Below are 14083 nucleotides of genomic sequence, written 5' to 3' on the forward strand. Positions count from 1 at the left end.
ACTTGGCCCGACGCAGCGCGGCCATTGTGAGGATTCCCCGGCTTTTGAAGGCGGCCGGCGCTCACAGGCTACTGGCTTCGGGCCGTGGAATGTGACAAACTTCGAAGGATCACGACCCCCTCGCGGCGACTGCCGCGGGCGGGGCCGGTCGAGATTTCCGTGTCGGAACGCATCGTGTCGCGAAGTGGAGCCACCCGCGTGCAGCCGGTTTTCCCGTCATCGCATCCGATCGTTCATCACAAGATCGCCTCCCTGCGCGACGTTCGCACGGGCCCGGCCGAGTTCCGCGCGCTGGTGCGGAGTCTGGCCGTTTTGCTGGGGCACGAGGCGTGCCAGGATCTTCCCACGCGGAACACCCAGGTGACGACGCCGCTGGGGCCGGCGACGGCCCACGTACTCAGCGACGTCGTGGGCGTGGTGCCGGTCCTCCGCGCGGGGCTGGGGATGGCTGATGGGCTGATCGATCTGATTCCGCAGGCCGAGGTCTGGCACATCGGCCTGTTTCGCGACGAGACGACGCTCCGTCCGACCGAATATTACAACAAGTTCCCCGTGCGGCCGCGGCTGACCGTCGCGTTCGTGGTCGATCCCATGCTCGCCACGGGGGGCTCGGCGGTGCGGACCTGCGAGATCCTCAAGGCGGCGGGCGTCCCTCGCCTGAAGCTGATCTCGCTGATCGCCGCGCCCGAGGGGATCGCCCGGATGGCCGAGGCCATGCCCGACGTGCCGATCCACGTCGGCGTGATCGATGAGCGGCTCACCGAGATCGGCTTCATCTACCCCGGACTCGGCGACGCCGGAGACCGCCAGTTCGCGACTTCGGCCGACCCGGACGAGGCCGCGCATCATCCCTGATCGGACCGAGGCCCTGCCATGACGCGAGCGGTGGACGTCATCCGGAAGAAGCGCGACGGCGAGACGCTCTCGGCGGCCGAGATCGACTGGATGGTCGAAGGCATCGCGCGCGGCGACGTCGCCGACTACCAGTGGTCGGCTCTCCTGATGGCGATCGTCTGGCGCGGGATGGACCGCGGCGAGACGTCGGCGCTGACCAACGCGATGATGCGGTCGGGCGTCGTGGTCGACCTGTCGTCGATCCCCGGCCCGAAGATCGACAAGCACAGCACCGGGGGCGTGGGCGACAAGACGTCGCTGATCCTCGCGCCGATCGCCGCGGCGGCCGGCGTGATGGTCCCCATGGTCTCGGGCCGAGGGCTGGGGCACACCGGCGGGACGCTCGACAAGCTCCAGTCGATCCCCGGCCTTCAGGTCGACGTCGACCTGGAACGGTACAAGGCGATCCTTCGCGAGGCCGGCCTGGTGCTGATCGGTCAGACGGCCGAGATCGCCCCGGCCGACAAGTTCTTGTACGCGCTGCGCGACGCGACTTCGACGGTGGAATCGATTCCCTTGCTGGCCTCGTCGATCATGTCGAAGAAGCTGGCCGAGGGGATCGACGGCCTGGTGCTGGACGTCAAGACGGGGGGCGGCGCCTTCTTGGCGGATCTCGAAGACTCGCGACGGCTCGCCGAGACGATGTGCGACATCGGCCACGCGATGGGCAAGAAGGTGGTCGCCTTGATCACGAGGATGGATCAACCGCTGGGCCGGGCGGTGGGCAACGCGGTGGAAATCGTCGAGAGCCTGGCCTGCCTGCGGGGCGAAGGGCCGGACGACCTGATGGAAGTCTCGTTGTTACTGGCCGCCGAGATGGTGCTGCTGGCGGGGCTGGCCGGCACGATCGACGAGGCCCGCGCGGCGTGCGCTCGAACGATCGACGACGGCTCGGCCCTGGAGCGGTTCCGCCGCCTGATCGCCGCCCAGGGGGGCGACCCGCGGGTGGTCGATGATCCGAGTCTCCTGCCGCAAGCCAGGCGGGCGATCGAGCTGGAGTCGAAGCGCGCGGGGTTCGTGCACGCGCTGGCCGCCCGGCCGATCGGCGTGGCGACCATGCTGCTGGGCGCGGGGCGGGCGCGAGTCGATTCGACGATCGACCCGGCGGTGGGAGTGATCCTGCACAAGAAGCTTGGCGACCGGGTCGAGGTCGGCGAGTCGCTCTGTACGGTCCTGGTCAACGACGAGCGCGCGCTTCCGGAAGCCCTGACGATGATCGAAGACGCCTACAGGATGGCGGACGAGCCGATGGACGGGCCGACGCTGGTGGTCGTGGAGCGGCTTGAAGCCGACTTCACGTGAGCGAGCCGACCCCGTCCCTCCGAGAACCTGGAAAAGGCGAAATGATGCGAACGGCGATTCTGGCCCTGTTTTTCACGCTCGGCGGCTTGCTGCTTCCGGCCTCCGCCCGCGACGGCCAGGACGCGAACGCCGCGCCTACGGAAGCCGTGGAGCCCGCGCCCGACGCGGGCGGCGACCCGGCGCCGCTGGACCCCCAGCCAACGATCCGGATCGAGCCGATCGTGATTCATCACGGCTATCGCCTGTCGATCGGGCGGTGGTCGTTCCAGTTCACGGTCCCCTCGGGCCTCGACTTGCTGGACCTGGGCGACCGGGTGCGGGGCCTGCTGGGCATGGTGCTCATCGTCGGGGTGGCGATCTATCTGTCGGAGAACCGGGCCGCGATCTCCTGGAAGGTGATCTTCTGGGGCCTGGCCCTCCAGTGGGTCTTCGCGATCCTCGTGTTGCGGGTTCCGGCGGGGGTCTGGCTGGTCCGTCAGGCGGGGTCGCTCGTCGAGGCGGTCTTCGGCAAGCCGCACGTCGATCGCGACGGTCTGGCGGGGTTCGTGTTCGCGATCCTTGTGCTGCCGACGGTCGTCTACGCCTCGGCCTTGTCCGCCGTGCTCTACCACCTGGGAGTCATGCAACGGGTGGTCCGAGGATTCGCGGCGACGACGTCGCGGCTGATGGGGACCAGCGGCGCCGAGTCGCTCGACGTGGCGGCGTCGATGTTCCTGGGACAGACCGAAGCGCCGCTGGCGATCCGGCCGTACTTGCCGAAGCTGACGACGTCGGAGCTGCTGACCGTGACGACCGTCGGCATGGCGAACGTCTCCGGCCTGATCATGGCGGCGTATTTCGCTTTCGGAGTCGAGCCCCGGCGCGTCCTGACCGCCATGCTCATCACCGCGCCCGGCGCCGTTCTCCTCTCCAAGCTGCTGATCCCGGAGACCGAGACGCCCGAGACCCTCGGCCGCGTTCGGACCGACGACCGTCGCCCCGACGCCAACATTCTCGCCGCCACGGTGCGGGGGACGCGCGAGGGGTTTCGCATGGCGCTCTCCATCGCCGCGACGCTCCTCGCCGTCACCGGCCTGATCGTCTTGATCAATCTGGGGCTCGACCGAATGGGAACCTCGCTCGAGGCGTTCTTCGGCTGGGCGCTCGCGCCGGTGGCCTACATGCTGGGCGTGGCCTGGGAAGACTGCCGTTCCGTCGGCGGGCTTCTCGGAACGCGCACGGCGCTCAACGAATTGATCGCGTTTCAAGACCTGGTGCGGCTTCGCGGCGCGATCCTCGACCGCTCGTTCCTGATCGCGAGCTTCGCCCTTTGCGGCTTCGCCAACATCGGCTCGCTCGGCATCCAGCTCGGCGGCCTCGGAGCGCTGATCCCCGAGCGTCGGCGCGACCTGGCGCGGATCGGAATTCGCGCGCTGCTGGCCGCGACGCTGGCCAATTTCCTAACGGCGTGTATCGCGGGGGTCCTGTTATGAAACCGTCCTCCAGCAGCCTCGACGTGACGGCCCGAGCCGACGAGGCGGCGGCCGTGCTGCGGTCGGCTCTCGGCGAACCGCCGGCCGCGGCGGTGATCCTGGGGTCGGGGATGGGCTCGTTGGTCGACCGGTTCACCGACCAGACGGTCATCCCCTACGATCAGGTTCCCCACTTCCCGAAGCCGACCGTCGCGGGCCACGCGGGCAACGTGGTCTTCGGCTCGGTCGAGGGGGCGAAGGCGATCCTGTTCCAGGGCCGATTCCACTACTACGAGGGGCACGACCTGGAGACGGTGACGTTCCCGGTCCGCGTGCTCCAGCGCCTGGGCGTCCGCACGCTGATCCTCACCGCGGCGACCGGTGGCGTTCGGCCCGAACTGCGGCCCGGCAACATCGTCTGCCTTTCCGACCACATCAACCTGATCGGGTCCAATCCGCTGCGCGGTTCCAACGACGCCGGGCTCGGTGAGCGGTTCCCCGACATGAGCGAGGTCTATTCGAAGCGGCTGAGGAACCTTGCGCGAAGCGAGGCCAAGCGACTGGCGATCAACCTGATCCCGGCCGTCTATGCGTGCCTTCCCGGCCCGAGCTACGAGACGCCCGCCGAGATCAAGATGTTGCGCGTGCTGGGCGCCGACGTGGTCGGCATGTCGACGGCGCCCGAGGCGATCGTCGCGCGGCACGCCGGGATGGAGATTCTCGGGCTGGCGCTGGTGACGAACGCGGCGGCCGGCGTCGCGGCGACGCCGGTCCGCCACGAGGACGTTCTGGAAGCCGGCCGCAAGGCGACGCCGCTGATCGGCAAGCTGATCCGCCGGATCGTGCTTCGACTGGCCGGCGTCGGATCGGGGGAAATCGGGCTTTCCGGCGAGTTTTCTACGATCGGCGGTCCCTGAGCCGGGCGAGCAAGGCGGTGACGTCGTAGCCGCGAAGATCGGCGACGACCTCGTCGGCTCCGGCGTCCCAGAGCGCCTGGGCGGGGTTGCTCGACTCGACGCCCACCGCGTACATGCCGGCGGCCTTGGCAGCCTGGACGCCGACTGGGGCGTCTTCGAAGACGACCGACCGCTCGGGCGCGCCGCCCGCCCCGGCCGCGGCGGCCAGGAAGACCTGTGGGTCGGGCTTGCCCCGCGTGACGTCTTCGAGCGAGGCGATCTTGGCGAACCGGCCGTCCAGGCCGCACTCGCTCACCGTCAGGTCGAGGTTCGCGCGGACGCCGCTCGACCCGATCGCCAGCGCCACTCCGGCCTCGGTCAGGGCGTCGAGCACGTCGCGGACGCCGTCCATCAGGGCGATCCGGCCGCGTGCGAGGTCGCGATAACAGACTTCCTTGCGGTCGGAGAGGCCGGCGATCTCAGCGTCGGTGATCGTCTCGCCCGCGACCATGCGGAGGATGCTCGGGTTCGTCATCCCGAACGTCTGGTGGATGAATTCCGGAGACAGGGCCATTCCAGTCTGCCGGCCCAGCTCCTCCCAGGCGTCCTGGTGAAGCTTGAGCGTATCGACGAGCACGCCGTCGTGGTCGAAGATGGCGAGAAACGAACCGTTGGTGGTGGACAAGGCGGGCTCCTGGAGGGGCGGGCGGGAGGCCGACGTCGATGTCGGCGTCGGCTCTGTGATTTCGGCGGGGGGCTACACGGATTCGCAGACCGCGTCGATCTCGTTGACGATCTGTCGCATCGTGATGGTGCGGTCGCCCGGGTCGGGGGTCAGCATCGACTGCAACAGCCCCGTGAACGGCTCGCCGGCCTCGGAGGCCATCGCGTGACGGTCGAGGTTGCGGATCTGGTCGAGAACCCGAAGGATGTTGCCGTCGGCGAACGCCGTCTTGCCGGTCGTCAGTTCGTAGAACACGATACCCAGCGAGAAGACGTCGCTGGCGAACGAGGCGGGCTCGCCCCGGGTCTGTTCGGGCGCCAGGTAGCGCGGGGTTCCGAACAGGCCGTCGCCCGACTCGGCGATGCCAAGCTCGGTCGTCTCGTCGGTCTTCATCGCCTGAATCCGGTGCAGCCGCCGGGCGAGGCCGAAGTCGAGGATTTTGACGAACCCGTCTTCGCTGAGCATGATGTTTTCGGGCTTGAGGTCGCCGTGGACGATGCCGGCGTCGTGGGCGGCGGCCATGCCCGCCGCGATCTGGCGGCTGACGTCGAGCAGGCCGTCGGACGCCAGCGTCCGGGCCCGGGCCACCTGCGCGAGCGACAGGCCGTCGACGAATTCCATGGCGATGATCGGCAGCCCCGCCGTGTCGTCGACGGCGTAGATCGTCGACACGTTCGGGTGGTTGAGCGCCGCCGCCGAGCGCGCTTCGGCCAGCACGGTGCTCGGCGTGACCGGGCAATCCTTGCGGAAGATCTTGAGGGCGACCGGACGATCGAGCTGGAGGTCGCGGGCCAGGTAGACCCGAGCGAACGTCCCCACGCCGATCTCGGAGTCGATCAGGTAGTGCGAGAAGATATGACCCGGCCGCAAGGCGGCGTAGGGGTCGATGTGCGAGCTGTCCGACATCCAGTCCTCGCGGCAGAGGCCGCCCGACTGAAGCGCGGTGAGGACCCGGATCACTTCCTGGCTCCGCCGGCCGACGCTCAGGCTGTGGACGACCTGATACTGGATCAGCCCCTCGGGATCGATGATGAACGTCCCGCGAACCGCCACGTTCTCGCGCGACTGGTAAACGCCGTAGGCGCGCGAGACCTCGCCGTCGGGATCGCTGGCCAGGGGGAAGTTGAGCCCTCCCAGCCCCCCTTGGGCCTTCGGGGTGGCCATCCACCGCTCGTGCAGGTCGACCGGATCGCAACCGATCGCCAGCAGGTCGCAATTCAGTTCCGCGAGTTCCTCATGCCGCTGGCTCAGGCCGATCAACTCGGTGGGGCAGACCATCGAGAAGTCGCGCGGATAGAAGACCAGGATCAGCCAGCGGCCGCTGGAGTCGCTCAACCGCGCCCGGCCTCGATCCGGGTCGGGGAATCGCGTGCAGGGCAGATCGAACGCCGGCGCGGGGTTGCCGATCAAGGTGGTTTGCATCGTGTTCCGAAACTCACAAACGCTTCGGCCGTCGAATTCTTCGGACCGTTCGGGTTGGTCGATTATACCACGGCCGACAAGCCCAGGAGGTCGAGCGGCGGTTGTTTCGCGGGTCGGCTTGTCCTACGCTGGCGAGTGTTAGGGCGAGGCTGACGGCCGGGGAGGTGTTTCAATGCGAGCCGCGATGCACACGGTGGGCGAGGAGATCGAGGGGATCTTTGGGTTCCTCGGCGTGATCTGGGCGGTCTACCTCGTCAGTTTCATGGCGCCGGGCGTCGACCGGTTCGGCGTCGTGCCGCGCACGGTCGGCGGGCTGGTCGGAATCGCGGCCATGCCGTTCCTGCATGCGAGCTTCGCGCATTTGCTGGGCAATACGGTCCCCCTTTTCATCCTCCTGACGATACTCGCGGGGTCGCGGGCTCAGTCCTGGAAGATCGTCGCCGGCATCACCTTTTTGAGCGGGTTCCTGCTGTGGGTCTTCGGCCGGCCCGCGATCCACATCGGGGCGAGCGGGCTGGTCTTCGGGTTGATCACGTTTTTAATCGCTTCGGGCCTGCTCGAACGCCGACCGATCCCGTTGCTTGTTTCGGTGCTCGTTGGGTTCCTGTACGGCGGATCGCTCGTCTTCGGCGTTGTGCCGGGGCTGCAATCCGGCGTCTCCTGGGACGGCCATCTCTGCGGCGCGGTCGCCGGGGGGGCGGCGGCCTACGCGCTGGTTTCCGGCGGCCCGCGACGCGTCGGTGGAATCGAATCAGAGCCGATGTCGATCGAGAAGCCCGTCTTGTGAGAAATCGGATTTTGGGGTAATCGAGGCTTTCGAGAATCCGGCGCGGCGTCACGTCACATCTTCAACGGCTCGCGGCGCGGCTCTCTCGATTCGTCCCAACGTACCTGGAATCGGATTCGATCCACACCGAATCTCGTGGTGCTCGATCGTTATGAATGCAAACAGCTCCCGCTCGAAGACGACCCGCGAACAGGGGTGGTCCTGGCGCCGGGCCAAGGACGGCGTCCCGTTCCTGGCGTGCGCCTCGCTGCTGGCGATCTCGACGATCCAGCCCGAGACCGACCTGCTGCGGGTGGCGAAGGGGAAGACCCGCGTCGGTCGCGAGCTGCGACACGTCGAGACCGGGGGATATTACGAGCAACTGATCGGCAAGAGCGGGCTTTCGGAGCGCGACGCGGTCGTCGACGACGAGAACGGCCAGCCCCCCCCGGGTTGGGTTCCGTCGGGCGCTTCGGGCATCGTCGATTCGGACCCGACGTATCTCCGATGGCGGATGAAGCCCAACCTCGACATGGTGTGGAACGGCGCTCCATTTCACACCAACAGCCGGGGGTACCGAACTCCGGAGGTGTCGCTCGACAAGCCCGCAGACGTCTATCGGATCGTCGTCATCGGCTCATCGAACACCATGGGGCACGGGGTCACCGACGACGAGGCGTACCCGCGCCTCCTGGAGACCTGGCTTCAGGGCTTGCCCGATTTGGGCCGCCGCGTCGAGGTCGTGAACCTGGCGGTCTCGGGCGATTCGCCCTCGCGGCGCCTGCTCCGGATGTCGATGGAGGCCGAGCGCTACCAGCCCGACTGGATCCTCTGCGACGCCTCGATCCTCGACCCGTCGCTTGAAGAACGGCATCTCGACGCGATTGTTCACACGGACCCGCGGCCGACAGTCCCTCTGGAGTACGTCGCCGCTGCACTCCGTCGATCGAAGGTCTCGGCCGGCGACTCGCCCGAAGAGTTTCAGCGGAAGATCCGCTTCGAGCTGAAAGCCTTGCTCGATGGCGCTTACGGCGGCTGGGGCGACTTCTCGAGGCGGACCGGCTTGCCGGTCACCGTGGTGATGCTCCCCCGAGCCGACGAGAAACGCGATAATCCGATCATGCAGAAATTGATGCACGGTTATGTGCGTCGCTATCGGCTCGACTGCCTCGACCTGAGCGCCGCGTTCGGCGATCTCCGCGTCGACGAGTTCCGGGTTTCCGCCTGGGACAAGCACCCCAGCGTCAAGGGCCACCAGGTGATCTTCCAGGCCCTTCGCGACGCGCTCGCAGCTCGGGGGACGCTTCCGGGCTTGCGACTGCCCGAGTGAATGCGATGCGTCCGAACGTCGCGTTCCGCGGCGGGGCGTCGGGCGGTTTGATTGGCATTGTCGATCTTCCCCAATTCGACTAAAGTCCGGCGCGAGTCGGGACGACGGGGGCACGAGCGTGCGCCTGTTCGTCTAACGCTGGCGGGATCGTGTCGCTGTTCATGGAAGAGCAGTGTGGGGATGAGGCGATTGATCGCGATGAACGGCCTGGTCTTGATCCTGGGGATTTCCTCGGGGTGCGGTCTGGGCCCGCGCAACTTTCGCAAGATCCAGCATCCCGCGCCCCTGGTGCGGGCCCGGGCGCTCAGTCTCGGCGATCAGCGGTCGAGTTCGCAGGTCGTGCCGGCGCTGGTCGCGCGGTTGAACGACGCCGATCCGGTCGTCCGGCTCGCGGCTCACGAGGAGTTGAAGAAGCGGACCGGCCAGGATTTCGGCTACGTGCCGTGGGCCGAGGAGCCCGAGCGGCAGGCCGCTGTGGCGCGCTGGAAAGACTGGCTGGGCGGGCGACCGCCGGCCGGGACGCCCTCGCCGCAGAAGCCGGGCAAGACGCTGCCGGCGACGGCCACGCAGTACCGCCAAACCATCCGGGGGTGAGATCGACATGGCGCTTGGCACCAGCATGAACGCCTCCGAATCCGAATCGCCCGCCTGGCTGGCGCCGATCGGCTGGCTTGGCTGGTTGGTCGTGGGGACGCTCGGCCACCTGGGCGCGACGGCCGTGGTGATGATCTCGGCCGCGACATCGTTCGTTCGATCGTCCGACGACGACGAGGAAGCCGGGCTCTGGTCGGCGACGATCGCCGAGCTGTCGTGGATGCTGTTCGCCGGCTGTCCGCTCGTCGGCCTGGTTCACGTCGCGATGGGCTCGTTCCTGTCGTTGCAGGCGTATTACGGCAGCACATTCGTGGACGGCACGGGGGCGGTCGTGGGAGTCGGGCTGCTCCGCAACCTCGCCTCGATGATGACCGGCCTGACACTGGCGGGCCTCTTGCCCGTGCGGATCATCCCCGAGCTTCGCGGCATGCAACGCCGACGCCGGATCGAGCGGGCGCGGGCGACTCAAGCGGAAGCCGTCCGCGGCTCGACGGGTCGGCCGACGGCCGCCGAGCGCGAGGCGCCGATCCCCTCGCCGGGCCGGCTGGCCGGGCCCAGGCTGTTGGCGGCCGTCGTGGCGACGCCGCTGCTCTCGATCTGGGGGTGCCTCGTGGGGACGGTCGTGGGCTGGCAATCGTCGGGAACGCTCATGGGCCTCCCCTCGGAGACGTTCTTCCTGATGTTCGTGCGGATGATCTGGTACCGCGACGTGGTCGGGCTGCTGGTCAAGGGGTCGCTGTTCGGCCTCTTCACCGCGGCGCTCTCCTGTTCGGAAGGGCTGAGAAACGACGAGTCGGAAACGGACGGAGACGAGGTCCGGGGCGGGTCGACGCACGGGGCGGCGATCCTCCGCGCCTCGTGCCTGTCGATGGCGGCCATCCTGCTGATCAACATGACCTGGTTCGTCCTGATCTATCATGCGGCTCCGGTCTACGGGCCGTCGCTGTTGCAACCACCGACTCCGTGACGGGCCGGGCCGTCGTAAGTACAATCCACACCGGGGAGGGAACCCCAATGCGTGCGCGATCGTCGATGCGAGAAGTCTGGATCGGTCTCCTTGTGATCGGGGCCCTGGCGGGCCTGCTCGGTCTCGTGGGGCTGGCCAGCGACGGCCCGGGCTTCCTTGCGCCGCAGAAGACCATCAACGTGATCTTCCGCGACGGCCAGGGCATCCGGGTGGGGAGTCCGGTGCGAATCGCCGGGCTCGACGCCGGCAACGTCGTCGACCTGTCGTTGGTCGAGGTCGAGGGCTCGCTCCGCGCCCAGGTGCGGCTGTCGCTCCCCACGAGCCTGCTCAAGAAGCTCAAGCAGGACGTGAAGGTGACGATCGCGCCGGGGCTCACGGGGATGAGCCACGTCAACGTGGTGGCCTCCGGCCGGTCGGACGTCGCGCTGGTGCCGGGGCAGACGATCCAGGGGGTCGAGTCGTCGTTCTTCGACCCGATCATCGAACAGGTGGGCCTGGGGCCGCAGGAGCGGAACCACCTCAGCCACACGATCGCTGAGGTCCGCCAGACGGTCGACTCCGTCGGGCCCAGGCTGCGGCAGATCCTGGCGTCGTTCGAGGACGCCTCGGGCAACGTCAAGGAGATGAGCGACTCCCTTCGACCTGCCGTCGAGGCGACCGTTGGACACGTCGAGGACCTGACCCGGCGGATCGGCTCGACCTCGCCTCGGATCGAGGCCACGATCACCCGGCTCGACGTCCTCACCCGGCTCGTCGAGCTGATGCTCTCCGAGAACCGCGACAACGTGCGGTTGACCGTCGCCTCGGTCAAGGACCTGACCGGTTCGGCCAAGGAGATCGTCACCGTCAACCGGCCCAAGGTCGAGAAGGTCATCGAAGGGGTCGACATGCTCGCGGCCCGGTCCAACCGCGTCATGTACCAGGCCGACGTTCTCGCCAACCAGGCCGTGCAGATCGTGACCACGGGCCGCTCCGACATCGAGCGGTCGATCTCGAACGTCCGCGACGCCACCGACTGGGCCGACAAGCTCGTTCAGAAGATCTTCACCAATCCGTTCGTGCTCAGCCCGTTCTACAAGCCGTCGAACGAAGACCTGCGGGTCCAGACGGTGTACGACACGGCCCAGGTGTTCAGCAAGGGCGCCCAGGAGCTGCACGACGCGGCCAAGACGCTCGACTCGATGCAGACGCGGCCGACCTCTCCCGAGCAGCAGCAGGAAGTCGCCCGGCTTCAGCAGCAGGTTCTCGCGCTGACCGAGAGCCTTGGCAAGACTTCGCAGTCGCTGGCCGAGGGGTTGAAGCGGCCCGCGACGACCGGACGGGTCCGCCGCTGATCAGAAAAGGAATGGAGGATGGTTTTTTCCGGTTTTGACTCAACTGGGGGCGACGCCGGTCCGATAATTAAGAGCGTCGGCGCCCAATAACGGGCGTCAAGGCAGTGGACGAAGACCGGCGCCGGGGATTCGACTGATGTCAGTCGGCTCGCAAACGTGAGAAACCCCCCGGCCGTCCAGTCGAGCGGCACCCGGTTTTGCTGAAGGTAAGGCCTTCGGCCACAGCACCAATTTGGAGGCGCAAATGGAAATCTTCGGTGCAGGGGGTACCCAAGGCCCTCAACCCGTTTACCCGCGGCTCGCCCCGTTCAGCGTTGACGCCGGTCAGACCGTGCACGCTGGGGCCCCGCGAGACCAGGTCGAAATCTCGCCGCTCGGCCAGATGCTGGACGGCATCAGCCGGTTGCCGGAAATCCGCCACGAGAAGGTGGACGAGATCCGCCGCCAGATCGCCGAGGGGACGTACGACACGCCCGAACGGCTTGAGCTGGCTCTCGATCGGATGCTCTCCGAATTCCTGGGCTGATCCCTTATCGCGGCTGGTCCGCGATCCCGAACACGATCGTAACGAACAGGCCGGCGTCGAGCAGACCATGCATGGTTCGCTCGCGCCGGCCTATTGGCGTTCGCGGCCGTCGGGATTTGTCGAAAATCGACGATTCGACGCGGGCGTCGATCTTGGCAAGCGTCCACGCATGAGAAACAATACGGTTTGAGACGATCCGGCGACGCCCGCTCGACCGTCGGCGTGAATCGCGCAGGGAATCACCCGCGAGCCGACGACGGCGTGACGCGTCGCCTTGGCGCCGGGCGGGACGTCGGCGTCTCAAGGGAGGTTTTGGTCCGTGGACTCATCGACCTCGACGACCGGCCCCAGCGTTCCTATTCCTCCCTTGTCGCCCGAAGACGAGGTGATGGCCTCGGTACTCGTCAACAAAGGGATGCTCACCGGCGAGCAGCTCACCCTCGCGCGGCAGTACGGCGCCGAGCGCGACACCGACCTCAAGCAGGCGATTCTCGAGCTCAACCTGATCTCGCCCGAGCGACTCAACCAACTCGCCTTCGAGCGGCTCACGGCGATGGCCCAGGACACGCCCGAGAAGCCCGCCCTCCTGGTCGAATCGTCGATCATCGCCGCCGCTTCCTCCCATCCGGTCCCGATCTCCCCCGATCGCAACCAGATTCAGCGCGACGTTCGCAAGGAGCTTCAGGAGTCGAGCCAGACCGCTCCGGTGCCCGAGCTGATCGGCCAGATTCTGGAACGCGCCATCGATTGCCGCGCTACCGACATCCACTTCGATTCGCTCGACAACGGCATCCGCGTCCGTTACCGAATCGACGGCCAGCTTCAAGACATCCTGTTCGTCGAGGCTGGGACCTCTGCCGCGGTCATCAGCCGCATCAAGGTCATGTCGAATCTCAACATCGTCGAGCGCCGGCATTCCCAGGACGGCCGGATCTCGATCATGCACCACAACCGGCCTCGCGACCTCCGCGTGGCGACCTTCCCGACGATCTACGGCGAGAAGATCGTGATCCGGATCCACGAGGTGCTCACCGACGTGGTGGGGTTCAACCATCTGGGGATGACCCAGACGCAGGCCGACACCCTCGACCGGCTGATCGTTCAGCCGTACGGCGCGGTGTTCGTCGCCGGACCGGTGGGGGCCGGCAAGACCTCGACGTTGTACAACTGCCTGGAGCGGATCAATTCGCCGCTCCGCAACGTCATGACGATCGAAGACCCGATCGAGCACCGGATGCCCGGCGTCAATCAGACGCAGGTCGGCAACAACCCCGGCGATATGTCGTTCGGCGAGGGCCTTCGGGCGCTTTTGAGGCAGGACCCCGACATCGTCATGATCGGCGAGATCCGCGACGAGGAGACCGCCCGGATCGGCATCCGCGCGTCGCTCACCGGCGTTCTCGTCTTCAGCACCCTGCACGGGTCCGACGCGCCCAGCACCATCAGCAACCTCTTCAACTTCGGCATCCCCGGATACCAGCTCTCCAGCAGCCTCCTGGCCATCGTCTCCCAGCGCCTGATCCGCAAGATCTGCCCGTATTGCCGCGTCTCCTACGCCCCCGACGAGAAGCTGCTGCTGGCGCTCGAACTCGACCCGGACGAGCACCGCGACCTGCATCTCCAGCGCGGCATGGGCTGCCCGGCGTGCTTCCAGACCGGTTACATGGGGCGCACCGGAGTCTTCGAGATCATGGTCGTCGGCGAGGAGCTGCGCGACCTCATTTTCCAGCAAATTCCCAAGGACGTCCTCCGACGTGTCGCGGTTGATCTGGGAATGCGAACTTTGAAGCAGTCGGCGGTCGATAAGATTGTCGAGGGAGTCACCACGGTGGAGGAAGTCTACCGCGTGGTGTCATTTTAGACTGGGCGCCGCGAAG

At 67.3% G+C, this 14083-nt stretch carries 13 protein-coding genes; 11 read left to right on the forward strand and 2 right to left on the reverse strand.

What is annotated here, in order from left to right:
- The first annotated feature begins 198 nt into the window (after positions 1-198).
- Genes upp through BSF38_RS22225 form a run of 4 tightly spaced genes read left to right on the forward strand, consistent with a single transcriptional unit; the run spans position 199 to position 4564 of the window.
- Positions 199-855, forward strand: a complete 657-nt coding sequence (gene upp / locus BSF38_RS22210) for a uracil phosphoribosyltransferase (protein WP_076349320.1) — start codon at positions 199-201, stop codon at positions 853-855.
- An 18-nt stretch (positions 856-873) separates the two neighbouring features.
- On the forward strand, positions 874-2196 hold the full coding sequence (locus BSF38_RS22215) for a thymidine phosphorylase (RefSeq protein ID WP_076349322.1): 1323 nt from the start codon (positions 874-876) through the stop codon (positions 2194-2196).
- A 41-nt stretch (positions 2197-2237) separates the two neighbouring features.
- Positions 2238-3668: a NupC/NupG family nucleoside CNT transporter gene (locus BSF38_RS22220; RefSeq protein ID WP_210405633.1), complete on the forward strand. Its 1431-nt coding sequence runs from the start codon at positions 2238-2240 to the stop codon at positions 3666-3668.
- Positions 3665-4564, forward strand: a complete 900-nt coding sequence (locus BSF38_RS22225; RefSeq protein ID WP_076349324.1) for a purine-nucleoside phosphorylase — start codon at positions 3665-3667, stop codon at positions 4562-4564. The genes BSF38_RS22220 and BSF38_RS22225 overlap by 4 nt, the downstream gene beginning before the upstream one ends.
- Here the strand turns inward: BSF38_RS22225 and BSF38_RS22230 are convergent.
- Positions 4545-5228 (reverse strand): HAD family hydrolase, encoded by a 684-nt coding sequence (locus BSF38_RS22230; RefSeq protein ID WP_076349326.1) that lies wholly within the window; start codon positions 5226-5228, stop codon positions 4545-4547. The genes BSF38_RS22225 and BSF38_RS22230 overlap by 20 nt on opposite strands.
- 72 nt (positions 5229-5300) lie before the next feature.
- The gene (locus BSF38_RS22235) at positions 5301-6689 is read right to left on the reverse strand and encodes a protein kinase domain-containing protein (RefSeq protein ID WP_076349328.1); all 1389 of its coding nucleotides are present in this window, start codon (positions 6687-6689) and stop codon (positions 5301-5303) included.
- A gap of 172 nt (positions 6690-6861) precedes the next feature.
- On the opposite strand from BSF38_RS22235, the gene BSF38_RS22240 reads away from it, so the two are divergent.
- The 7 genes from BSF38_RS22240 to BSF38_RS22270 all read left to right on the forward strand — a co-directional run bounded on the left by BSF38_RS22240 (position 6862) and on the right by BSF38_RS22270 (position 14067).
- Positions 6862-7476, forward strand: a complete 615-nt coding sequence (locus BSF38_RS22240; RefSeq protein ID WP_076349330.1) for a rhomboid family intramembrane serine protease — start codon at positions 6862-6864, stop codon at positions 7474-7476.
- Positions 7477-7627: 151 nt separating this feature from the next.
- Complete coding sequence (locus BSF38_RS22245; RefSeq protein ID WP_076349332.1) at positions 7628-8785, forward strand: SGNH/GDSL hydrolase family protein; 1158 nt, start codon at positions 7628-7630, stop codon at positions 8783-8785.
- A 180-nt stretch (positions 8786-8965) separates the two neighbouring features.
- Positions 8966-9379 (forward strand): HEAT repeat domain-containing protein, encoded by a 414-nt coding sequence (locus BSF38_RS22250; protein WP_076349333.1) that lies wholly within the window; start codon positions 8966-8968, stop codon positions 9377-9379.
- Between the two features lie 7 nt (positions 9380-9386).
- The gene (locus BSF38_RS22255; RefSeq protein WP_083713256.1) at positions 9387-10346 is read left to right on the forward strand and encodes an ABC transporter permease; all 960 of its coding nucleotides are present in this window, start codon (positions 9387-9389) and stop codon (positions 10344-10346) included.
- Positions 10347-10393: 47 nt separating this feature from the next.
- Complete coding sequence (locus BSF38_RS22260) at positions 10394-11680, forward strand: MlaD family protein (RefSeq protein WP_076349334.1); 1287 nt, start codon at positions 10394-10396, stop codon at positions 11678-11680.
- A 244-nt stretch (positions 11681-11924) separates the two neighbouring features.
- The gene (locus BSF38_RS22265) at positions 11925-12206 is read left to right on the forward strand and encodes a flagellar biosynthesis anti-sigma factor FlgM (protein WP_076349335.1); all 282 of its coding nucleotides are present in this window, start codon (positions 11925-11927) and stop codon (positions 12204-12206) included.
- A 319-nt stretch (positions 12207-12525) separates the two neighbouring features.
- Complete coding sequence (locus BSF38_RS22270; RefSeq protein WP_145952271.1) at positions 12526-14067, forward strand: GspE/PulE family protein; 1542 nt, start codon at positions 12526-12528, stop codon at positions 14065-14067.
- The last annotated feature ends 16 nt before the right edge of the window (positions 14068-14083 follow it).

The sequence above is a fragment of the Paludisphaera borealis genome (assembly GCF_001956985.1).
Taxonomy (GTDB): domain Bacteria; phylum Planctomycetota; class Planctomycetia; order Isosphaerales; family Isosphaeraceae; genus Paludisphaera; species Paludisphaera borealis.